Origin of the sequence: Rhodanobacter sp. FW021-MT20 (genome assembly GCF_041107475.1) — a bacterium.
Lineage (GTDB): Bacteria > Pseudomonadota > Gammaproteobacteria > Xanthomonadales > Rhodanobacteraceae > Rhodanobacter_A > Rhodanobacter_A glycinis.
Window position 1 is genome coordinate 81,525 of sequence record NZ_JBGBPX010000003.1, and the last position, 22,477, is coordinate 104,001.

At 65.5% G+C, this 22,477-nt stretch carries 20 protein-coding genes; 5 read left to right on the plus strand and 15 right to left on the minus strand.

Features of this window, described 5'->3' with window-relative positions; translation table 11 throughout:
* Window positions 1–36: 36 nt before the first annotated feature.
* The 3 genes from AB7849_RS05305 to surE are packed head-to-tail and all read right to left on the minus strand — an operon-like array spanning window position 37 to window position 2,135.
* Window positions 37–645, minus strand: a complete 609-nt coding sequence (locus tag AB7849_RS05305) for a YqaA family protein (protein ID WP_008216196.1) — start codon at window positions 643–645, stop codon at window positions 37–39.
* The gene (locus AB7849_RS05310) at window positions 645–1,343 is read right to left on the minus strand and encodes a protein-L-isoaspartate(D-aspartate) O-methyltransferase (RefSeq protein ID WP_008216198.1); all 699 of its coding nucleotides are present in this window, start codon (window positions 1,341–1,343) and stop codon (window positions 645–647) included. The genes AB7849_RS05305 and AB7849_RS05310 overlap by 1 nt, the downstream gene beginning before the upstream one ends.
* A gap of 3 nt (window positions 1,344–1,346) precedes the next feature.
* Window positions 1,347–2,135: a 5'/3'-nucleotidase SurE gene (surE, locus tag AB7849_RS05315; protein ID WP_037102272.1), complete on the minus strand. Its 789-nt coding sequence runs from the start codon at window positions 2,133–2,135 to the stop codon at window positions 1,347–1,349.
* Window positions 2,136–2,391: 256 nt separating this feature from the next.
* On the opposite strand from surE, the gene AB7849_RS05320 reads away from it, so the two are divergent.
* Entirely contained in the window at window positions 2,392–2,937 is a 546-nt protein-coding gene (locus AB7849_RS05320; RefSeq protein ID WP_008216201.1) for a Smr/MutS family protein, read from the plus strand.
* Window positions 2,938–3,078: 141 nt separating this feature from the next.
* On the opposite strand, the gene truD is transcribed toward AB7849_RS05320, so the two are convergent.
* The 11 genes from truD to cyoA form a co-directional block, all read right to left on the minus strand.
* Complete coding sequence (gene truD / locus AB7849_RS05325) at window positions 3,079–4,098, minus strand: tRNA pseudouridine(13) synthase TruD (RefSeq protein ID WP_037102278.1); 1,020 nt, start codon at window positions 4,096–4,098, stop codon at window positions 3,079–3,081.
* A 138-nt stretch (window positions 4,099–4,236) separates the two neighbouring features.
* Window positions 4,237–4,710, minus strand: coding sequence for a 2-C-methyl-D-erythritol 2,4-cyclodiphosphate synthase (gene ispF / locus AB7849_RS05330; RefSeq protein WP_008216205.1), 474 nt, complete (start codon window positions 4,708–4,710; stop codon window positions 4,237–4,239).
* A 2-nt stretch (window positions 4,711–4,712) separates the two neighbouring features.
* Window positions 4,713–5,402: a 2-C-methyl-D-erythritol 4-phosphate cytidylyltransferase gene (ispD, locus tag AB7849_RS05335; protein WP_439822707.1), complete on the minus strand. Its 690-nt coding sequence runs from the start codon at window positions 5,400–5,402 to the stop codon at window positions 4,713–4,715.
* 2 nt (window positions 5,403–5,404) lie between these two features.
* On the minus strand, window positions 5,405–5,731 hold the full coding sequence (ftsB, locus tag AB7849_RS05340) for a cell division protein FtsB (RefSeq protein ID WP_008216210.1): 327 nt from the start codon (window positions 5,729–5,731) through the stop codon (window positions 5,405–5,407).
* Between the two features lie 19 nt (window positions 5,732–5,750).
* Window positions 5,751–7,049 (minus strand): phosphopyruvate hydratase, encoded by a 1,299-nt coding sequence (gene eno / locus AB7849_RS05345; protein WP_369500684.1) that lies wholly within the window; start codon window positions 7,047–7,049, stop codon window positions 5,751–5,753.
* Between the two features lie 80 nt (window positions 7,050–7,129).
* Window positions 7,130–7,963 carry a 3-deoxy-8-phosphooctulonate synthase gene (gene kdsA, locus AB7849_RS05350; RefSeq protein ID WP_008216212.1) on the minus strand — a complete coding sequence of 278 codons (834 nt, stop codon included), beginning with the start codon at window positions 7,961–7,963 and terminating at the stop codon, window positions 7,130–7,132.
* Window positions 7,960–9,630 carry a CTP synthase gene (locus AB7849_RS05355; protein WP_008216216.1) on the minus strand — a complete coding sequence of 557 codons (1,671 nt, stop codon included), beginning with the start codon at window positions 9,628–9,630 and terminating at the stop codon, window positions 7,960–7,962. Before AB7849_RS05355 ends, kdsA begins: the two co-directional genes overlap by 4 nt.
* 205 nt (window positions 9,631–9,835) lie before the next feature.
* The gene (gene cyoD / locus AB7849_RS05360) at window positions 9,836–10,189 is read right to left on the minus strand and encodes a cytochrome o ubiquinol oxidase subunit IV (protein ID WP_147627507.1); all 354 of its coding nucleotides are present in this window, start codon (window positions 10,187–10,189) and stop codon (window positions 9,836–9,838) included.
* Window positions 10,189–10,800 carry a cytochrome o ubiquinol oxidase subunit III gene (gene cyoC / locus AB7849_RS05365; protein ID WP_008216220.1) on the minus strand — a complete coding sequence of 204 codons (612 nt, stop codon included), beginning with the start codon at window positions 10,798–10,800 and terminating at the stop codon, window positions 10,189–10,191. Before cyoC ends, cyoD begins: the two co-directional genes overlap by 1 nt.
* Window positions 10,801–10,803: 3 nt before the next feature.
* Window positions 10,804–12,819, minus strand: a complete 2,016-nt coding sequence (gene cyoB, locus AB7849_RS05370; protein WP_369500685.1) for a cytochrome o ubiquinol oxidase subunit I — start codon at window positions 12,817–12,819, stop codon at window positions 10,804–10,806.
* A gap of 3 nt (window positions 12,820–12,822) precedes the next feature.
* Complete coding sequence (gene cyoA / locus AB7849_RS05375; protein ID WP_008216225.1) at window positions 12,823–13,725, minus strand: ubiquinol oxidase subunit II; 903 nt, start codon at window positions 13,723–13,725, stop codon at window positions 12,823–12,825.
* Between the two features lie 289 nt (window positions 13,726–14,014).
* On the opposite strand from cyoA, the gene AB7849_RS05380 reads away from it, so the two are divergent.
* Window positions 14,015–15,820 (plus strand): aminopeptidase P family protein, encoded by a 1,806-nt coding sequence (locus tag AB7849_RS05380; protein WP_369500686.1) that lies wholly within the window; start codon window positions 14,015–14,017, stop codon window positions 15,818–15,820.
* 329 nt (window positions 15,821–16,149) lie between these two features.
* Here AB7849_RS05380 and AB7849_RS05385 read toward each other — a convergent pair whose 3' ends face one another.
* Complete coding sequence (locus AB7849_RS05385; RefSeq protein WP_008209600.1) at window positions 16,150–16,833, minus strand: response regulator transcription factor; 684 nt, start codon at window positions 16,831–16,833, stop codon at window positions 16,150–16,152.
* Window positions 16,834–16,987: 154 nt separating this feature from the next.
* Here AB7849_RS05385 and AB7849_RS05390 point away from each other — a divergent pair, with 154 nt between their 5' ends.
* From AB7849_RS05390 to AB7849_RS05400, 3 genes are all read left to right on the plus strand, one after another.
* Entirely contained in the window at window positions 16,988–19,429 is a 2,442-nt protein-coding gene (locus AB7849_RS05390) for an ATP-binding protein (protein WP_008209599.1), read from the plus strand.
* A 182-nt stretch (window positions 19,430–19,611) separates the two neighbouring features.
* On the plus strand, window positions 19,612–21,270 hold the full coding sequence (locus tag AB7849_RS05395; protein WP_175481544.1) for a FecR domain-containing protein: 1,659 nt from the start codon (window positions 19,612–19,614) through the stop codon (window positions 21,268–21,270).
* Between the two features lie 42 nt (window positions 21,271–21,312).
* Window positions 21,313–22,470, plus strand: coding sequence for a CHASE2 domain-containing protein (locus AB7849_RS05400; protein ID WP_369500687.1), 1,158 nt, complete (start codon window positions 21,313–21,315; stop codon window positions 22,468–22,470).
* Window positions 22,471–22,477: the final 7 nt, after the last annotated feature.

The following is a 22,477-nucleotide window of genomic DNA, read 5'->3' on the forward strand; positions in this document are numbered from 1 at the left end:
TCATGCGTATCAGCATAGCGGGGGTCGTTCCTGTTTTCATCGCAAGCCGAACCACCAGATGGCCAACCCGGCCAGGATCGCCAGCGCGGCCCAGCCGATCGTCTCGATATGTTTGTGCAGCATGCGCTCGGCGCGCTCGCCAAACCAGCGGATCAGCAAGGCCAGCAGCCATACCCGCTTGCCGCGCCCCAGCGCCACGCAGACCAGGAACGGCAGGATCGGCACGCCGACGATGCCCGATGCCCAGGTCACGAACTTCATCGGCACCACGGGCTGCAAGGCGGCAAGGAACAACACCAGCAGCAGGCCCAGCCAGTGCTGGTTCATTTGCGTGCGCAGCTGTTCCACGCCCTGCTCGATCGGTGCCAACACGTGCAGCGCCTCAAGCACCGGACTCAGCGCGTGGAACGCCCAATGCCCCAGTGCGTATCCGACCAGTGAACCGAGCAGCGAAAACAACAGGCTGATGTTGGCGTAGAAGAACGCCCGATGCCGCTTGCCCAGCATCATCGGCGCCAGCATCACTTCCGGCATGATCGGGAAAATGAAGGCTTCGACGAAGCTCAGGCCGCACAGGTAATAGACCGCACGCGGATCGCGCGCCCAATTCAATGCGCGCGCATACAGGTTGCCGAACAGCCGCATCAGCCGATGCCGCCAAGCAGCGGCACGAAACTCACCGCTCCGAGTTCTTCCTGCACGAAATCGCCCTGCCCGTCGCCGCGCATGCGCAACAGCACCTGGCTGCTGGGCGAACCGACCGGCGCCACCAGCACGCCGGCGGGGCTGAGCTGATCCAGCAAGGCCGCGGGGATCGCATCGCCCGCCGCGGTGAGGATGATCGCATCGAAGGGCGCCTCATCGGCCCAGCCCAGCTTGCCATCGTCATAACGCGAGCGGATGTTGGTCAGGCCTAGCTGGCGGAAGCGCCGGCGTGCCTGGCGCAGCAGTTCCTCGATGCGCTCGACCGTGTAGAGCTGCCCGACCAGTGCGGCCAGCACCACCGCCTGGTAACCCGAGCCGGTGCCGATCTCCAGCACCTTCTGCGGCGGCGCCTCGCCGCGCAGGTCGAAGTGTTCGAGCAGCGCCTCGGTCATCCGCGCGACCACCCACGGCTGCGAAATGGTCTGGCCGTGGCCGATCGGCAGCGCGGTGTTCTCGTAGGCGCGCGCGTGCAAGGCCTGGTCGATGAAATGGTGTCGTGGCGTATTGCGGATCACGTCGATCACGCGCGCATCGCGGATACCGCTTTCCTTGAGCTGCGCGGCCAGCCGGTCGCGTGCGCGCTGCGAGGTCATGCCCTCGCCTTTCAGGGCCGATGCGGGCAATGGATGGACATTCATCGCTCAAGCCGCCTTGTGGCCGGCATCGGCCATGTTGTCGGTGAGCGATTCCATCCAGCTGCTGACCTTGTCCAGCGCCTGGAAGCGGGTGAGATCAACGTGGATCGGCGTGACCGATACGAAACCCCGTCGCACGGCATTGAAGTCCGTGCCGGGACCGGCGTCGTCGATATCCCCGGCCGGCCCGATCCACCAGACCTGTCGCCCGCGGGGATCGGTCTGCTCGATGCAGGGCGCGGAACGATGCCGGCGTCCCAGCCGGGTCACTTCGAAACCGTGGATTTCGCTCCACGGAAGGTCGGGCACATTGACGTTGAGAATGGTGTCGGCCGGCAGCGGATCGACCAGCAGTCGCCGCATCAGCAGCAACACCGCCTGCGCTGCCGAGTCGTAATGCTCGCCCTTGTGATCATGGCTGACCAGCGACACCGCGATGGCCGGCAGGCCGAGGAAGCGGCCTTCCATCGCCGCCGAGACGGTGCCCGAATAGATCACGTCATCGCCGAGGTTGGCGGAATTGTTGATGCCGGAGACCACGATCTCCGGCTCCTCGTCGAGCAATCCGGACAGCGCCAGGTGCACGCAGTCGGTCGGGGTGCCGGCGACGCGGTAGCGGCCGTCGTCCATGCGCGTCGCCCGGATCGGCACGTCCAGCGTCAGGGAATTGCTGGCGCCGGAACGATCCCGGTCGGGTGCCACTACCGTTACCTTGCCAACCGCACCGAGGCGATCGGCGAGCACGCGGATGCCGATCGCATCCACGCCGTCGTCGTTGCTTACGAGAACTCGCATGATCATCCGTAAAGAGCTTCAACAGCATGCAGCCGGCATGGCGGCGCACGCACCTTCGATATCCCCCGAGTCTACCGGAGCGGTCAAGCGGTTTCACGACATCCGCCCGCGCATGCCACGCCCCGGCAACCGCCATCCAGCGATTTTCGCGTGGCCGGATACTGCCCGAGTCCATGATTTGCCGCGCCGGGCCGCCCCGCGTCGGGTCGCCCGCGGCAATCGCACCACGGCCCGCGACTTTGGTTAGCATGGCTGCATGAAACGCCGAGCTCCCGCCACGATCAGCGACGACGACGCGCGCCTGTTCCGCGAAGCGATCGGCGAGGTGCGCCGGATCGATCCGGTACCGCTGCCGCCGAGCCTGCCGAAACCGCTGCCGCGCCCGCGCATGTTCGAGGCGGACGAGGCCGCCGTGTCCGGCGAGCTGCTGGACATGGCTTTCGACCCCGCCTCGATGGAAGTGGGCGAAGAGCTCAGCTATCTGCGCGACGGCTATCCACCCCACCTGCTGCGCCGGCTCAAGCGCGGCCAGTTCAGCGTGCAGGACGAACTGGACCTGCACCACATGAATGCCGCCGCAGCCCAAGCCAGCATCGTCGCCTTCCTGGCCGAGGCACGCCAGCACGACCTGCATTGCGTGCGCATCGTGCACGGCAAGGGATTGCGCTCGAAAGCCGCCGGCCCGGTACTGAAAGCCCTCACCGATCGCCTGCTGCGCCGACGCGACGACATCGTGGCATTTGCCTCGGCCCGGCCGGCACAAGGCGGAACGGGGGCGGTGATCGTGCTGCTCAGGCACTGAGCAGCACGATTGGGCCATGGATGGCTCAACGTCTGGCAGGCGCTTCGCGCCAGCCAGACGGAGCCCGGAACGGGCGAGTCGCCAAAGTGCAGGACGCACTTTGGCGACCATCAAAAGCGGCGCTCTTGATTGATGAGTCGTCTATAAAGTTGCCGCCAACTCCCGCATCACCACCGTGGCATAGGCCCCGGCCGGCAACTCGAATGCCAGTTCCAGCGCATCGTCGGCCAGCCAGCGCCATGTGAGGTTCTGCGGCAGCAGGCGCAACGCCCGGCGCTCCTGGTCCATGCGTGCAGCGACCAGACCATCGACCAGGTCGGTATTGGCCGCTGCCAACTCGCGCTCCAGTTCAGCCACTTCGCCACTGCTCGGCGGTTCGCCCTGTCCCCACAGCGGGCCGGACGGATGGATATCGCCGCGCGCCAGGCGCTCGGCCAGCGCATCGGTAAACGGCTCCGGGCCGAACCAAGAACGTGAACCGGCCAGCGACCAGATTTCGCCATCCAGCGGCGCATCCCACGCGCCACGCTCGACCCGCGCGGCCAGCACGGCGTTGAATATGTGTGAACGCGCAGCGGACAACAGGATGGAGCGCTTGGCACGGTCCATCCTGCGCCCCGCGAACATCGCCCGCGCCTGGGCCAGGTTGCCGCCCTCGCGCCCGAAGCGCTGCTCGCCGAAATAGTTCGGCACGCCGCGCGCGGAGATCTCGGCCAGCACCTCCTCGGCACGCGCACGGTCGCCCTGCACTTCACGCAGCACCAGCACGAAGCGGTTGCCGCGCAAGGCGCCACGCTTGAGCTTGCGCGAATGGCGTGTGGCTGCCAGCACCTTCACTTCGGCGTGCGGGAACGTCGACCAGTCCGGGTCCGGCTTGCCCGCCAATTGCACGGTGAAGGCCTGTCGCGTCACTGCATGGCGATCCTTCAGGCCGGCATAACCGACGTTGAGCGGTGGCACGCCGGCGAACTTTGCCAGTTCGCGCGCCACCCAGTCGGTATTGGCTTCGCGCTTTTCCACCCATAGCAAGGCGTGTTCGCCACTGCCGTCGGCGTCGTAACCGAGGATTTCCTCGACCCGGAAATCCTCGGGGGTGCTGCGCAGGCGCGCAGTGAGGGGCGGGGTTTCGGCGTGGGCGCGGGGGAGCTCGTAATCGGACATCGTTGCCTCGAAATGCAGGGTTGCCATCCAGGTGCAGGCCCGGATCAAGCGCTGAAAATGGTTTGGCTTTCGCGACAACCCGATCTGTTCGCTGCCGGATGACCCACCCTTCGGTTGTTGAAAGATGCCGAGAAAAGGTCAGCGGCGTTCCAGCAACACGCAGGCCTGGGCAGCGATGCCTTCGCCGCGACCGGTGAAGCCGAGTTTCTCGGTGGTGGTGGCCTTGATGCTGATGCAGCCGATGTCGCACTCGAGGTCAGCCGCCAGGTTTTCGCGCATCGCCTGCGCGTGCGGACCGACCTTGGGGGCCTCGCTGATCACGGTGACATCGGCATTGCCCAGCGCGTAGCCGTGTTGCGCCATCAGCATCGCCGCGTGACGCAGGAACTGGCGGCTGTCGGCATGGCGCCAGCGTTCGTCGCTCGGCGGGAAATGCTGGCCGATGTCACCTAGCGCCAGCGCACCGAAGATCGCGTCGCACAGCGCGTGGATCACCACGTCGCCATCGGAATGCGCCACCACGCCACGATGATGCGGCACGCGCACGCCACCCAGCGTGACGTGGTCGCCCTCGCCAAACGCATGCACGTCGAAACCCTGGCCAATGCGCATCGTCATGTGGTCCTCGCCAGCAGGAATTCGGCCAGCGCGAAATCGGCCGCCGTGGTCACCTTGATATTGTCCTCGGCGCCTTCGACGAGCAAGGGCGCAAAGCCGGCGAGTTCCATCGCCATCGCCTCGTCGCTGACCTTCACGTTAGTGTCCACCGCCCTCTGCAGCGCCGTAGCCAATTGGCCACGCCTGAACATCTGGGGCGTAAATGCACGCCAGCGATAATCGCGCGGTTCGGTTCCTTGACTGCAGCTCATGCTGTCTGACCGCTTGAGCGTGTCACGTAATGGTGCACCGAGAAGCCCACCATCGACCGCAGAACCGCGTTCGATGAGTCGGGTAATATCCTCATGACGCACACAGGGGCGCGCCGCATCATGCACCAAGACGAAGTCGTCTGTGCGCACATCCGGCGGCAACGCTCTCAAGCCAGCCAGCACCGAATCGCAACGTTCGTCGCCACCGGTCGCCGCCAGCAGCCGCTTTCCCCATGTACGCTCTATACCTTCCCAGCGCTCATCGCCGGCGGCCAGCACAACCACTAGGCCTTCGATCATCGGATGGGCAGCCAGACGGTCGAGTGTGCGCTCGATCATCGGCACCCCAGCCAAATCCATGTATTGCTTGGGCATCGGTCCACCAACCCGCATGCCGCGCCCTGCCGCCGGTACCACACACCACAACCCAGCCACGATCAATGCCCGACCGTGCCGTCGTCCACCGGCGGCGCCACAGCGCTGGCGGCCGACTTCGGCACCACCTGGTAGAACGTTTCGCCCGGCTTGATCAGGCCCAGTTCGGCGCGCGCACGTGCCTCGATGGCCTCGTCACCATGCTTGAGGTCATGCACGTCCGCTTCCAGTGCCTGGTTGCGCTGGGTCAGCTTGCTGTTCTCGTCGGTCTGTTTCTGCACGGCGACGCGCAGGCTCCTGACCTCGGGCATGCCGCCGTGCGGCGACCACAGCTTGATCTGCAGCCCGATCAGCAGCAACAGCAACAGCAGGGCAATCCAGCGCAACATGGGCGCGACTTGTTCCGTCTCAGCCCGGCAAACGGGTCAGGTTCGGGAAGGCATTGCGGCCGGCGTAGCGTGCCGCCGAACCCAACGCTTCCTCGATGCGCAGCAACTGGTTGTACTTGGCGATGCGATCGCTGCGGCACAGCGAACCGGTCTTGATCTGCGTCGCCGTGGTGGCCACCGCGATATCGGCGATGGTGCTGTCCTCGGTTTCGCCCGAACGGTGCGAGATCACCGCCGAATACTTCGCCGCATCGGCCATGGCGATGGCTTCCAGCGTCTCGGACAGCGTGCCGATCTGGTTCACCTTGATCAGGATCGAGTTGGCGATGTGCTTTTCGATGCCTTCGCGGAAGATCGCCGGATTGGTGACGAACAGGTCGTCACCGACCACCTGGATGCGCTCGCCGATAGCGTCGGTGAGCAGCTTCCAGCCGTCCCAGTCGCCCTCGGCCATGCCGTCCTCGATGGTGACGATGGGGTACTGCTTCGTCCAGCCGGCCAGCAGTTCGACGAACTGTTCCGAGGTGTACTGCTTGCCCTCGCCCGCCAGGTCGTACTTGCCATCGCGATAGAACTCGGAGCTGGCCGCATCCAGGCCCAGCAGGATCTCGCTGCCGACCTTGTAGCCGGTCTTGTTGACCGCCTCGAGGATGGTGTCCATGGCCTCGATGTTCGAGCGCAGGTTCGGCGCGAAGCCGCCTTCATCGCCCACCGCCGTGTTCAGGCCCTTGGCCTTCAACACGCCCTTCAGCGCGTGGAAGATCTCGGCGCCGGCACGCAGTGCTTCGCTGAAGCTGGGCAGGCCCACCGGCAGCACCATGAACTCCTGCACGTCGATGTTGTTGTCGGCATGTTCGCCGCCGTTGATGATGTTCATCATCGGCACCGGCAGCGCGCCCGGCTTGCCAGACGACAGATAAGCCCACAGCGGCTCATGCCGCGAGGCGGCCATCGCGTGGGCCGCGGCCATCGACACGCCGAGGATGGCGTTTGCGCCCAGCTTGCCCTTGTTCGGCGTGCCGTCCAGCGCGATCAGCTTCGCATCCAGCCCCTTCTGGTCGGCCGCGTCGAAGCCGTCCAGCGTCTTGGCGATGGCACCGTTGACGTTGCCCACCGCATTCTTCACGCCCTTGCCGCCGTAGCGGGACTTGTCGCCATCGCGCAGCTCCACCGCTTCGCGCGAACCGGTGGATGCGCCGCTCGGCACCGCCGCACGGCCAAAGCTGCCATCGGCCAGAGTGACTTCGGCTTCCAGCGTGGGATTACCGCGCGAGTCGAGGATTTCACGGGCGTGGATGCGGCTGATGGCTGTGCTCATGGCGGTCCTGTGGGTCGGATTGAGGGAAGAGACTAAAGATACGCAAAAAAACGGCGCGGGGGAGAACCCGCGCGCCGATATCAGATCGATTGTTCGAGGAAGCCGTGGCGCTTGGTCACGGCGTCCAGTTCCATCAGGGTTTCCAGCAAGGCCTCCATCTTGCCCAGCGGCCACGCGTTCGGCCCATCGCTGAGCGCCTTGCTCGGATCCGGATGCGTTTCGGCGAACAGGCCCGACACGCCGGCAGCCACGGCGGCACGCGCCAGTACCGGCACGAACTCGCGCTGGCCACCCGAACTGGCGCCCTGCCCGCCGGGCAATTGCACCGAATGGGTGGCGTCGAACACCACCGGGCAACCGGTCTCGCGCATCGCGCTCAGCGAGCGCATGTCCGACACGAGGTTGTTGTAGCCGAAGCTGGCGCCGCGCTCGCAGACCATGATCTGCTCGTTGCCGACGGCCTTGGCCTTGGCTACCACGTGCGTCATGTCCCACGGCGCGAGGAACTGGCCTTTCTTGATGTTCACCGGCTTGCCGGCCCGGGCCACCTTCTGGATAAAGTCGGTCTGCCGGCAAAGGAAGGCCGGCGTCTGCAACACGTCCACCACCGAGGCGACTTCGTCGAACGGTGTGTACTCGTGCACATCGGTGAGCACCGGCACGCCGACCTGGCGCCTCACTTCGCCCAGGATGCGCAGGCCTTCTTCCATGCCTAGCCCGCGAAAGCTGGTGCCGGAGGAACGGTTGGCCTTGTCGAAGCTGGACTTGAAGATGAAGTTCACCCCGAGCCTGCCGGTGATTTCCTTCAAGGTGCCGGCGGTATCCACCTGCAGTTGTTCGGACTCGATCACGCAGGGGCCGGCGATCAGGAACAGCGGCTGGTCGAGACCGGCCTCGAAATGGCAGAGCTTCATGCCGTCGCCTCCTTCGCCAGTTTCTCGCCGTCATGCACGGCCTTGTATTCGCGCGCCGCGCGCACGAAACCGATGAACAGCGGATGGCCGTCGCGCGGGGTAGAGGTGAATTCCGGATGCGCCTGGCAGCCGAGGAACCACGGATGCTGCTGTTGCGGCAGTTCGACGATCTCCACCAGCAGGTCGTCCATCGACTTGCCGGAGATCACCAGGCCCTGGTCTTCGAACGACTGACGATAGCGGTTGTTGAATTCATAGCGGTGACGATGGCGCTCGCGCACCACATCCTGGCCGTACATCTCGCGCGCCAGCGTGCCGGTTTTCAGGCGACATTCCTGCGAACCCAGGCGCATGGTGCCGCCGAGGTCGGAACGCTCGCTGCGCTGCTCGACTTCACCGCTGGCGGTAGTCCATTCGGTGATCAGGCCGATCACCGGGTTCGGCGTGTTGCGATCATTCTCGCTGGAATCGGCATCGGCCAGTCCGGCCACGTGGCGGGCGAAATCCACCACTGCCGCGTGCATGCCGTAGCAGATGCCGAAGTACGGCACGCCATGCTCGCGGGCATATTTCGCCGCCAGCACCTTGCCTTCGAAACCGCGCTTGCCGAAGCCGCCCGGCACCAGGATCGCGTCGACGCCACCCAGCACCTTGGCCGCACCTTCGGCCTCGATCCGCTCCGAATCGATCCAGTCCAGGTTGACCCGGGTCAGCTGCTTGATGCCACCGTGGCGCAACGCCTCGCCCAGCGACTTGTAGGCGTCCTTGTGCTCGACATACTTGCCGACGACGGCGACGGTCACCTCGTCCTTGGGATGGATCACCGCGTCCACCGTGCGCTGCCAGGCCGAAAGGTCGGCCGGCTTGGCGTCCAGCCCGAGCTTTTTCACCACGATCTCGTCCAGCCCCTGCTCGTGCAACCACAGCGGCATCTTGTAGATCACGTCCACGTCGGCTGCGCTGATGACGGCGGACTCGGGCACGTTGGTGAACAGCGCGATCTTGCGGCGCTCGCCCTCGGGCAGCGGCTCCTCGCAGCGGCACAGCAGAATGTCCGGCTGGATACCGATCGAACGCAGTTCCTTCACCGAATGCTGGGTCGGCTTGGTCTTGATCTCACCGGCGGCCTTGATATACGGCACCAGCGTGAGATGCATGAACACCACCTTCTCCGGGCCATGCTCGATGCGCAACTGGCGGATCGCCTCCAGGAACGGCAGTGACTCGATGTCGCCCACGGTGCCGCCGATCTCCACCAGCGCCACGTCGAAACCACGCGTCGCCTCGTGGACACGGTGCTTGATCTCGTCGGTGATGTGCGGAATCACCTGCACGGTGGCGCCGAGATAATCACCGCGGCGCTCCTTGCGGATCACCGACTCGTAGATCTTGCCGGTGGTGATGGAATTCTTGCCGGTCAGGCGGGTATGCACGAAGCGCTCGTAGTGCCCCAGGTCGAGATCGGTCTCCGCGCCGTCGTCGGTCACGTAGACCTCGCCGTGCTGGAAGGGACTCATGGTGCCCGGATCCACATTGATGTAGGGATCGAGCTTCATCATGGTGACCGAGAGTCCGCGCGCTTCCAGGATGGAAGCCAGCGACGCCGCGGCGATGCCCTTGCCAAGAGAGGACACCACACCGCCGGTGACGAAAATCAGGGGGGTCATGGGATGTAGCCGTGCTGGAAATGTCCATTTTAGCGGCAGAACGGCTTCTTCGCGAGATACTTCGACGATCGCGATTCAGGCGCGGCCCATGCCACGGCCCGCAAAGCCCCGCCGAGCCCGGGAAAACCCGTCCGCCCGGCCAAAACAAAACCGGCGGCTCCCTTGCGGGGGCCGCCGGTGGTGGCGCGGGAATGCCGAGGTGGCGTCAGCCGCCGTGCGACATCCCGGGCATCATGTAGGCGTTCATGTTGTGCAGCACCCACAGCGAGCCGACGACCACGATGCCGATGAAGATCAGCGCGCAGACCATCACCATCAGGTTCTCGCGCTGCTCCGGGGCGATGCCCATGTGCAGGAAGAAGCCCAGCTGCACCAGCACCTGCGCGATGCAGAACACCATCAGCGCCGGCATGATCAGGTGGTGCGGCACCAGCCCGGCCATCACGCAGCCGAACGACAGCAGGGTCAGCGCGATCGACAGGCCGAAACCGACCATGTAGGACTTCAGCGAGCCGTGGTGGCCGCCGCTGGCGGCATGTTGTTCGTGAGCGTTCGACATCAGAGCACCCCGTGCAGATAGACAAAAGTGAACACGCAGATCCAGATCACGTCCAGGAAGTGCCAGAACAGGCTCAGGCACGACAACCGGCGCTTGACGATGCCGTCCAGGCCGTAGCGATGCACCATGTGCATCATCACGCCCATCCAGATCAGGCCGCAGGTCACATGCAGGCCGTGCGTACCGACCAGGAAGAAGTAGGCCGACAGGAACGCGCTGCGGTCCGGGCCCGCGCCTTCGTGGATGAGGCCGACGAACTCGTGGATTTCCATGCCCACGAAAGCGGCGCCGAACAGGAAGGTGATCACCATCCAGCCCAGCAGCTTGTTGCGCTTGTCGGCATGCATGTTGAGCATGGCCATGCCGAAGGTGAAGCTGCTGACCAGCAGCAGCATGGTCTCGCCCAGCACGTACTTGAGGTCGAAGATGTCCTTGCCGGTGGGGCCGCCCGCATAGGCGTGCGACAACACGGCAAAGGTCGCGAACAATGCCGAGAAGATCAGGCAGTCGCTCATCAGGTAGATCCAGAACCCCAGCAGGGTCTTGGAGCTGTCGTCGTGGTGCTCTTCGTGGACGGCGATGCCGTCGGCGGTAATGACGGAACTGTTCATGGCTCAGGCAACCCTCTGTTCGGACGCAGCCACGTCGACGCGGTCGATCAGGCCGTTGAGCGGCACCATGCGGGCACGCTCGATCTTCTCGACCTCGGCGGCCGGCACGTAGTAATCGACATCACGGTCGTAGGCGCGGGTCAGGAACGAACCGATCATGCCGACCAGGCCCAGGATGGCCAGCCACCAGATATGCCAGATCAGGCCGAAACCGAGCAGCACGCCGAAGGCACCCATGAACACACCGACGCCGGTGTTGCGCGGCATGTGGATGTCCTCGTACTTCGCCGGCTGGCGATAGGCCACACCCGCTTCCTTGTCGTGCCAGAACTGGTCCAGTTCCTCGCCCTTGGGCAGCACGGCAAAGTTGTAGAACGGCGGCGGCGAGCTGGTCGCCCACTCCAGGGTGCGGCCGCCCCACGGGTCGCCGGTCAGGTCACGATTGGCCTCGCGGTTGCGAACGCTCACCACGATCTGCAGCAGGGTGAAGCCGATACCGGCAAAGATGATCGCCGCGCCGATGAAGGCCACCACGAAATACGGCTGCCAGGCGGGGTTGTCGTAGTGCTGCATGCGACGGGTGGCGCCCATCAGGCCGAGCATGTACAGCGGCACGAAGGCCACGTAGAAGCCCACCAGCCAGCACCAGAACGACCACTTGCCCCAGCGTTCCTCCAGCTTGAAGCCCATCGCCTTCGGGAACCAGAAGTTCAGCGCGGCCAGGCAGCCGAACACCACGCCACCGATGATCATGTTGTGGAAGTGCGCGATCAGGAACAGGCTGTTGTGCAGCACGAAGTCCGCGCCCGGCACCGCCAGCAGCACGCCGGTCATGCCGCCGATCACGAAGGTCACCATGAAGCCGATCGTCCACAGCACCGGCACCGTGAAACGGATGCGCCCGCGGTACATGGTGAACAGCCAGTTGAATACCTTCACGCCGGTGGGGATCGAGATGATCATCGTGGCAATGCCAAAGAAGGCATTCACGTTGGCGCCCGAGCCCATGGTGAAGAAGTGGTGCAGCCACACCAGGAACGACATCACGCCGATCGCCACGGTGGCGTAGACCATCGACTTGTAGCCGAACAGCGGCTTGCCGGAGAACGTGGAGATGATCTCCGAGTACACGCCGAAACACGGCACCATCAGGATGTAGACCTCGGGGTGGCCCCAGATCCAGATCAGGTTGATGTACATCATGGCGTTGCCGCCAAGATCGTTGGTGAAGAAATGCATGCCCAGGTAGCGGTCGGCGCCGAGCAGCGCCAGCGCCACGGTCAGCGCCGGGAACGCGGCCACGATCAGGATGTTGGTGACCAGCGCCGTCCAGGTGAACACCGGCATCTTCATCAGCGCCATGCCGGGCGTGCGCATGCGCAGGATCGTCACCACGAAGTTGATGCCGCTCAAGGTCGTGCCGAGACCGGCCAGCTGCAATGCCCAGATGTAGTAGTCCACGCCCACGGTCGGACTGAACTTCAACTCCGACAGCGGCGGGTACGCCAGCCAGCCGGTGGCCGAGAAGTCACCGATGAACAGCGACAGCATGATCAGCACCACGCCGCACGCGGTCAGCCAGAAGCTGAGCGAGTTCAGGAACGGATAGGCCACGTCGCGCGCACCGATCTGCAACGGCACGATGATGTTCATCAGGCCCACCACGAACGGCATCGCCATGAAGAAGATCATGATGGTGCCGTGGGCGGAGAAGATCTGGTCGAAGTGGTGCGGCGGCAGGTAGCCCTGGGCGCCGGCCGCGGCCATCGCCTGCTGGCCGCGCATCATGATCGCGTCGGCGAAGCCGCGCAGCAGCATCACCAGCGCCAGGATGATGTACATGATGCCGATGCGCTTGTGGTCCACCGTGGTGAACCACTCTTTCCAGAGGTAGGTCCACTTGCGGTAATAGGTCACCGCGCCGAGCACGAACGCACCCATGATGACCACGCCGGCCAGGGTCCACATGACGATCGGCTGGTCGAACGGAATCGACGATAGGGAAAGTTTTCCGAACATGACTTACTCCGCAACCTTGGACTGGGTGGGATGCGCCGGAACAACGGCCATGCCTGCCGCCGCGGACATGCCGTCCATCGGCTTGTCGGCGCGGGCCATGCCCTTCATACCCGGTTGGAGAATGTGGCCGAACATGCCAGGCGTGACCGAGCCGTAATACGACACCGGCACCTTCTGGCTCGGCACCAGCAGCGACTGGTACGCGCTCGCGTCAAGCGTGGCCGGCGCCGCCCTGGCCTGCTTGATCCAGTCCTGGAAACCCTGCTGCGACGTGGCGATGGCGTTGAAGCGCATGTCCGAGAAGCCGGCGCCGCTGTAGTTCGACGACAGGCCGCCATAGGTGCCCTTCTCGCGCGCGATCAGGTGCAGCTGGGTTTCCATGCCCGACATCGCATAGATCTGGCTGCCGAGCTGCGGAATGAAGAATGCGTTCATCACCGTGCCCGAGGTGATCTCGAAATGCACCGGAACGTCCACCGGGAAAGCGATCTGGTTGACGCTGGCCACGCCGTAATCGGGGTAGATGAACAACCACTTCCAGTCCAGCGATACCGCCTGGATGGTGATCGGCTTGACCTTCGACTGCAGCGGGCGATACGGATCGAGCCGTTGCGTCGACGTCCAGGTGATGTACGCCAGGATCGCGATGATGACGCACGGGATCGCCCACATCGCCGCCTCGATGGCGGTGGAGTGCGACCACTTCGGCGCGTAGGTGGCCTTGGTGTTGGAGGCACGGTATTTCCACGCAAACACCAGGGTCAGCACGATCACCGGAATCACCACCAGGGACATCAGTCCCAGCGCGATGTAGATGAGCGAGCGCTCATCCATGCCGATGTCGCCCTTCGGCGAAAGGACTTCCATGTGGCAACCGCTGAGCAACACGGCGACGCCTGCGCACATCCAGCGCAGGGAGGTAACGATAGATCGCTTGTTCACGTACAGCCCTTGAACAGACAAACGGAGGGGGTGTGCCGGGGGAACGGCGGCGCATAGGCTAACGATGCAATGCACCAAATGACATCACCCGAGACACAATGTCGCAGTTGCGTATCCCCATGCATCTGTGCAACGAAAAGCTTGTGGGCTCGGCCGAACCGGCCTTCGCCTCCTTTCGCCAAGCACATTGGCGTCGCTGGCCGGGGCTGATCCGGGCCGTGCGAAGCGGTCACACACGCTCTACCATGCGCGGATGAATACACTCATCCCCGCCCGCCTCGCCGCCTTGCGCCAGGCCATGCAGCAGCATGGCGTGGCCGCATGCATCGTCCCCAGTGCCGACCCGCACCTGTCCGAATACCTGCCCGAACACTGGCAGGCGCGGGCATGGCTGTCCGGCTTCACCGGCTCGGCCGGCACCCTAGTGGTGACCGCACGCCACGCCGGCCTGTGGACCGACTCGCGCTACTTCTCGCAGGCCGAACGCCAACTCGACGGCACCGGCTTCACGCTGATGAAACTGCGCGTGCCGCATACGCCGGAACACCTGCAATGGCTGGCGGAACAACTGCATGGCGGCGACACGGTAGCCGTGGCCGGCGACAGCGTGCCGCTGGCGGCGCAACGCCAGATGGAAAACCTGCTGGGCGAGGCCGGCGCGCGCCTGCGCACGGATCTCGACCTGCCCGGCGAGATCTGGACGGATCGCCCGGCCCTGCCCCATGCGCCAATCACCGAGCACGTGCTCGCCTACGCCTGCACCTCGCGCGCCGACAAGTTCGCGCGCCTGCGCAGCGCCATGCGCAAGCGCAAGGCCACGCACCATCTGGTGTCCAGTGTTGACGACATTGCCTGGCTCACCAACCTGCGCGGCAGCGACGTGGAGTGCAATCCGGTCTTCCTCGCCCACCTGCTGGTGTCCGCCGATGCCGGCGCCACCCTGTTCACCGGGCGCACCAAGCTGGACGACCGCACCGTCGCGACACTCGCCGCCGACGGCATTACCGTCGCCGATTACGCCACCGTCACCGATGCCCTCGCCAGCCTGCCCGCCGGCAGCGCGCTGTTGCTCGATCCCGGCCGCGTGGTCAGTGCCATTGCCGCGGCCATCCCGGTGACCGTGCAGCGCATCGAGGCAGCCAACCCGTCCACCGCATTCAAGGCAGTGAAGAATGCCGACGAGCTGGATCACATTCGCGAAGTGATGCGCCGCGACGGCGCTGCGCTGGCCCACGCCTTCCATGAAATCGAGCACCAGCTCGGCGAAGGCAAAGCACTGACCGAACTGGACGTGCACCGCCTGGTGCATGCGGCTCGTGCCGCGCAGCCGGATTTCGTCGGCGAAAGCTTCGCCACCATCGCCGGTTACCAGGCCAACGGCGCCATGCCGCACTACCGCGCCACGCAGGAATCGCACAGCGCGCTGAAGGCCGAAGGCCTGCTGCTGATCGACTCCGGCGGCCAGTACCTGGGCGGCACCACCGACATCACCCGCGTGCTGGCGCTCGGCCCGGTCAGCGCCGAGCAGCGCCGCGACGCCACCCTGGTGATGAAGGGCATGATCGGGCTCTCCCGCGCGCGCTTCCCGAAAGGCGCCAGCGGCCCGCAGCTCGACGCGCTGGCGCGCGCGCCGCTGTGGGCGGCCGGCTGCGACTACGGCCACGGCACCGGCCACGGCGTGGGCTACTTCCTCAACGTGCACGAAGGCCCGCAGTCGATCCGCCCGCCGGTTACCGGTGGCGCGCTGGTACCGCTGGAACCGGGCATGATCAGCTCGATCGAACCGGGCCTGTACAAGCCGGGTCGCCACGGCATCCGCCACGAGAACCTGGCCGTGGTGGTGGAAGCGGAACAGACCGAATTCGGCGACTACTACGCCTTCGAGACACTGACGCTGTGCCCGTTCGATCGACGGGCGCTCGACATCAGCCTGCTCAACCCGGACGAACGCGCCTGGCTCGACGATTACCACGCCGGCGTGCGCGCCGCGCTGAGTCCGCTGCTCGACGGTGCCGACCTGGCATGGCTGACCCGGCACTGCGCGCCGCTGGCCAGCTGAAAAAAATCGGCGCCGAGGTTCCCGCACCGTCGGCGCCGATCTGTCCACGAGGTTTTCCGGGCGGCAAGGCTCAGGGGGTGAGGACATACCGACCGTCGACGTAAACTCATCGACCCGTACCGATCCTTCGGCACGTGGAAAAGCATTGACGCGGCAATCCCCCAATAAACGAACCGGCGAATGCCGGTGGAGGCCTGCTCGCGTCACTGTTCCATGATGCCGATGATGGCCGCCAATTGAGATCAGACAATTCCTAAAAATCGGAATTTCCGGCTTTCACGCACAGGCTGAGTACAGCAATCGGCCATCGCCGGTTCAGGCAGGCAAGTTCAGGTAAGCAAACCCCATAACCGCGCATATTCGTAAAGCTGGCTGTTGCTGGTAAAGCCCAGCTTGCGCATGGCGCTGTTCTTCTGCTGGCTGATCGTCTTCACGCTGCGATGCACGCGCTCGGCGATCTGGGTGATGGAAAGGCCGGAGGCATACAGGCGCACAATCTCGGCTTCGCGCCGCGACAGCGTGGATGGATCATCACCGGTGACGGCGAACTCCACCCCGGATTCCGGCACGGCGTTGCCGGCCACCGCCTCGCGCACATGCTCACTCACATAGGGCCGCCCACTCGTCACGGCCTGGATCGCCAGCAGCAACTCGCTGGTCATGGCGGCCTTGCCGACCACGCCATTGACGCCGACTCTCAGCATGCCGCGCACCAGCGCCGGGTTATGGATCATGGTCATCACGATCACCGGCAGATCGGGATATTCGCGGCGCAGGCGCTTGAGCCAGGCCAATCCGTCCTCGGCACCGGCCGCGTCAGGCATCGAGTAATCCGTAATAAGCAAATCGCATTCGCATTCGGGCAGCAATTCCAGCAACTCCCGACTGCCACCCGCCTCACCGACCACCTGCATGCCACTGCCATGCCCCTGCAGGAGCGTCTTGATGCCCAGCAAAACCACGGGATGGTCGTCGGCAATGACAATGCGCAGCGGCCCCCTGATATTCGACATCGTCACTTTCGTTGAAATCCTTCTGCCACTACTTGAAGTAGCATCCTTTCACCAAGCTTAATTTTGCCGAAATACACAAACCGCTGCGTGAAGACGCCGAATTTGATGAAAGCGGCACCGCCATGATGACGCTGCAAAGGACAAGCAACCCGGCATGACCCTTACGGCGACCATCGAGATCCTCGCTGCCCTGCTCAGCCTGAGCGGCGTACTGGCCTTGATTCTGCTCCGGGCGATCTGGCTGCAACAGCGCCGGCTGAAACAGGCCGAAAAGCGGCTCCGGCAGCTGGCCCTGGACATGGAGGCGCACCGCGAGAACGAACGGCGCACGCGCGCCACCGAACAGAGCCTGCGCGAAATCACCTGGCATGTGCCGGTGGTGGTGTTTGTCGTGCGCCGTGGCAGGGATCGACGCCCACGCCTGTCGTTCCTGGCGGGAAACCTGCGCGCGCTGCTCGGCCTCGATCCGCAGGACATGCTGGAAAGTGACGACGTGCTGCGCGAATGGCCGTTCCAGGACCGCATCCACCCCGAGGACCGGGAGCGTCTGCGCCAGCACCTGCGCCAGGCCATGCGCCATGCGCAGGCCACCTCGTTCGACTTCCGCGCCTGTGGCCCGGAAAGCCTGCGCTGGCTCCACCTGGCCATGGTTGCGCACCGCCAGGGCACCGGTGAAACCCGTTGGGTCGGCTATCTCATCGACACCACCCCCATCCATACGCACAACCAGACCCTGCGGGCGGCACGCGACGCGGCCGAACGCGCCTCACGCGCCAAGGCGGATTTCCTGGCCACGATGAGCCACGAGATCCGCACCCCGATGAACGGTGTGATCGGCATGCTCGAACTGCTGGGCCGTACCTCGCTCGATGCCGACCAGCACGAACTGCTGCACGCCGTGGAAGATTCGGCCAGCGTGCTGCTGCAGATCCTCGACGACGTGCTGGATTTCTCCAAGCTGGAAGCCGGCAACCTGCGCCTCGACCCCGTACCGTTCGACCCGCGCACCCTGGTCGACAACGTGGTCAGCCTCAGCGCCGGCTCCCTGCGTCGCAAGGGACTCGATATCGCCGTAGCGATGGATTCGATGCTTGCAGGCCGCCTGCTTGGCGACGACGTGCGGCTGCGCCAGATCCTGCTCAACCTGCTGAACAACGCGGGGAAGTTCACCGAACAAGGCCGCATCAGCGTGACCGTGCGGGTCCTCGGTGATGACGATCAGCACCAGCGTTTCCGCCTCAGCGTGACCGATACCGGCATCGGCATTCCGCCCGACAAGCAAGTCGGCCTGTTCACCCCGTTCACGCAGGCCGAAGCGTGGACGGCTCGCCGACACGGCGGCACCGGCCTGGGCCTGGCCATCTGCCGGCACCTGGTGCAACTGATGGGGGGCAGCATCGAGCTGACCAGCGATGTCGGCGTCGGCACCACCGTGACCGTGGAGTTGCGCCTGCCGATCATCCAGCGCGAGGTCGACGGTCCCGCCGGCCTGCGCGGTCGACACGCCGTAGTCCGGCTGGCATCCGCCGAACTGGCCCATGCGTTGGACGGACACCTGGCCGCGCTCGGCCTCAGCGTCGAGGCGATGCCGCCCTCGCATCCCTTGCGTCCGGGCGTCGCCGCCGATTTCCTGTTTGTCGACGCCCACGATCACGACAGCGCGAAGCTGATCGCCGCACGTGTCATTGCCGTCGACGCCACACCCCAGGCACCAGCCTCTCCCGGTGCTGACGGGGAGCGCATCCTGCTCAGCGTCCATCCGCTGAAATGGCAGGCGGTCGTACGCGCCTGCACGTTGGCGCTGCAACCACAAGAAAACATCGCGCCGCGCGTCGCGCGCGACAACGTTTCCGCGCCAGCCACTCCCACCCGGCCACCACGCAGCGGCCGCATCCTGGTGGCCGAGGATCACCCGGTGAATCAATCGCTGGTGCGCCGCCAGCTCGACCTGCTCGGCTGGAGCTGCGACGTGGTCGACGATGGCCAGGCCGCCTACGAAGCGTTGTGTCGCACCGGTTATTCCCTGCTGCTCACCGACTGCCAGATGCCGGTGATGGATGGTTGCGCGCTGGCCACGGCATGGCGCGAGCACGAAACGCGGGAGGGGCACACGCAACGCCTGCCGATCATTGCGATGACCGCACACATGCTTGGCAACGACGTGGCCCGTTTCCACCAGGCCGGCATGGATGACTGCCTCGGCAAACCCGTGCAACTGCATGCACTGGAAGAAAAACTGCTCGCGTGGACGGCCCGTGCTGCCCCGCTCGATGCCAGCGCCACGACCAAAGAGCCACCGGCCTTGCATGGCGACATGCTGCGCCTGCTGCTGGAAACCAGCCGCGACGACCTTTCCGCCATCGAGCAGGCGCTTGCGCAAGGCAATGCATCGATAGCCGCCCAACGCCTGCACCGCTTGCTGGGTGGCCTGCAGATCTTTACCGGCGAAGCCGCACTCGCCCAAGCCCTGCAGCGAGTCGACGAACTGCACGGCGATCGGGCCGGTGAGGCCCTCCGGCAACTTCCGGCCGATCTTGCCGATCTGCGCAAACTGCTCGACCGCCTCGAACACCCCGTCTCCAATGGGGTCGATTGAAGCGGGTCAACATGCGCTGGCGTTGGCGTTTTTCGAGCCACTCCCCCAGAATTCCCGGCAGAGACGCTGTGCCGTGCTGCACGATTCGAGGATGCGGATCGCGCATGTCGGCCAGCTCGGAGCGCGGGGGGCGCCCGTCGTCCCGGTCAAACGCCGTGGGCGAGCTGAAGGGGTTTCAAGACATGCAAATCACCCGTCGATGGCACAGCCACTTTCTGCGCTGCGTGGCCGCCGCGACCCTGGTCCTGCTGGCCCTGCCCGCAGCCCGCGCCGGCGACTGGTTCTACAGCGTGCGTCCGCATGACAACATCTGGACGCTCAGCGGGCATTACCTGAAACCCGGCATTTCCTGGCAAAAACTGCAGGCCTACAACAAGATCGCCGACCCGCACCACCTGCCGCCGGGCTCGCGCCTGCGCATCCCGGTGGCATGGTTGCGCGTGCAACCGGCCAAGGCCACCGTGGCGGCCGTGAACGGCGATGCCAAGGCCTGGCTGCCCGGACAGCCGACTGCCGTAGCCGTCACCGCAGGCATGCAGCTCGGCTACGGCGCGCGTATCGATACCGGCGCCCACGCCAGCCTCACGCTCGAATTCGCCGACGGCTCGCACGTGCTGATGCAAGGCGACAGCGAACTCCAGCTTGATCGCATGAGTGCCTATGGCAACACCGGCATGGCCGATACCCACCTGCGCCTGCAGCGCGGACGGATCTTCAACGCCGTGACACCGATGCCGGGCAACGACGCGCATTTCACCGTGCAGACCCCAAGTGCCATTTCGAGTGTTCGGGGCACGCATTTTCGCGTAGCCGCCGGCGCCAGCCAGTCACAGACCGAGGTACTGAAAGGGCGCGTGGATGTAGGCGGCAGCCATCGTCACGTCCAGGTCAACCATGGTTCCGGCGTGGCCGTGGCCAACGGCAAACGGCCCGGACGCGTGCAGCGCCTGCTGCCGGCACCCGCACTGGACTGCCCCGCGCAGGCCATCACGCGAATCGGCTATGCGCTGGGCTGGCCAGCCCTGTCCGGCGCCCGGCATTACCGCCTGCAGATCGCCCCGGATACCCGCTTCGAGACGCTGTTGCTCAATCGCGTCACCGGCGCCCTGCCGCACGCCAGCCTGCCCGACCTGCCGAATGGCCATTATGCGTTGCGCGTCCGCGGTATCGATGCCGATGGCCTTGAAGGCCTCGACGCGACCTGCCCCGTGCATGCGGCCATGCATCCGCAGCCACCGCTGGTGCAGGCACCCCAGGCGAACGGCAAGGCACGCCACCCGCGCCCGGATTTCCGCTGGAGCGAAAGTTCCGAAGCGGCGTCCTATTCATGGCAGCTGGCCAGCGACGCACAATTCACCCATCTGCTGGCCGAACGTCCGCAGCTCACCGGCGATCACTTGCGGGCTCCGCAAGCGCTGCCGCTGGGTCGCTACTACTGGCGCATTGCCAGCCGCGACCGCCACGGCCAATTGGGGCCGTATACCGATGCATTGCCCTTCGACCGCGTGGCGCCGCCGCCGGCGCCGAGCGTGGGTGCGCCCACGCGTTCGGGCAACGAGCTGACCCTGGGCTGGCCGGCTGGCTCGCCGGGCCAGCGCTATCACGTGCAGATGGCCCGCAGCAGCACGTTCGCCAAGCCGAAGATCGACCAGACCCTGGACCAGCCCCGGCTGCACATCCACAAGCCCGCCTCGGGCACCTGGTATGTGCGCGTGCAGACCATCGACACCGACGGCTATGTCGGCGACTGGGGGCCGGCACAGAAGATCAGGTTGCCGTGCATGCCCTGTCGCATCGCTGCGGGCGTCGGTGGCGGCGCGCTGCTCTGGCTGCTGCTGTGAAGCGAGCATGACGCGCACGCTTCGCCAACGCCGGGCACGCTGATGTCGCCGCGCATCTTCGCCTGGCTGGTGCGCGGCGCGGTATGGCTCACCGCCACCGGACTGCTTGCCCTGTTGCTGATCACCCACGTGTCCCGGCCGATCGATGAATCGCTGTACGACCTGAACATGCGGCACTGGACCTATGTGCCCGGCGACGACGCGGTCATCGTGGCGATCGACCCCAAGAGCCTGGCCGAACTCGGTCGCTGGCCGTGGCCGCGGTCACTGCATGCGCGGTTGATCGATCGCCTCACGGACGCCGGCGTCCGCGCCATCGGCATGGACATCACCATGTCGACCCCGGATACCGCGCACCCGCGCGACGATCATGCCCTGGCTGCGGCCCTGCATCGCAATGGGCACGTGGTGATGCCGGTCTTCGCCGAGGCCGACGACCTGGGTGGAACGCTGGAGGAAGCCCAGCCCATCCCCGTCCTGGCCCGGGACGCGAAAGCCCTCGGCCAGGTGGATGTCACCCTGGGCGCGGATGGCATCACGCGCGGCGTCTACCTGAAAGCCGGGCTCGGCAGTGCGTACTGGCCCGCCCTGGCGCTGGCGCTTTACCGCCTCGATCATCCGGGCACGGGCACGGCCCATTTGCCGGGGCTGCGCAATCCCGCTCTGGCCGGCACGTCGCCCTACCTGTGGGTGCGTGACTACTATGCGCTGATGCGCTTCGCCGGGCCGGCCGGCACGTTTGGCCGGGTGTCCTACGCCGACGTGCTGGATGGTCGCGTACCCGCCTCGCTGCTCAAGGGTCGCGTGGTGCTGGTCGGCGCCACCGCTGAAGGCATGGGCGACATCATCCGCACGCCGGACGGTCTGATGCCCGGCGTGGAATACCAGGCCAGCATGCTCGAATCGCTGCGTCGTGGCAGCCTGATCACGCCGCTGGACTTCACCACTCAATTCGCAACGGGTGCCCTGCTGCTGGCCTTGCCGTGCCTGCTCTACGGGTTGCCCGGCTTGCGCCGCATCCGGGGAGCCGCGCTGCTTGGCACGCTGCTGTCGCTGCTGACCAGCCTGCTCCTGCTGCGCGTGGCCGATTGCTGGTGGCCGCCAGCAGCCTGCGTGCTGAGCATCGCCATCGTGTCGATCCTCTGGACACTGCTGCCCCGCCTCTCGCAGCGTGACCCGACCGACACGACCAGCGCTTGACCCTCAG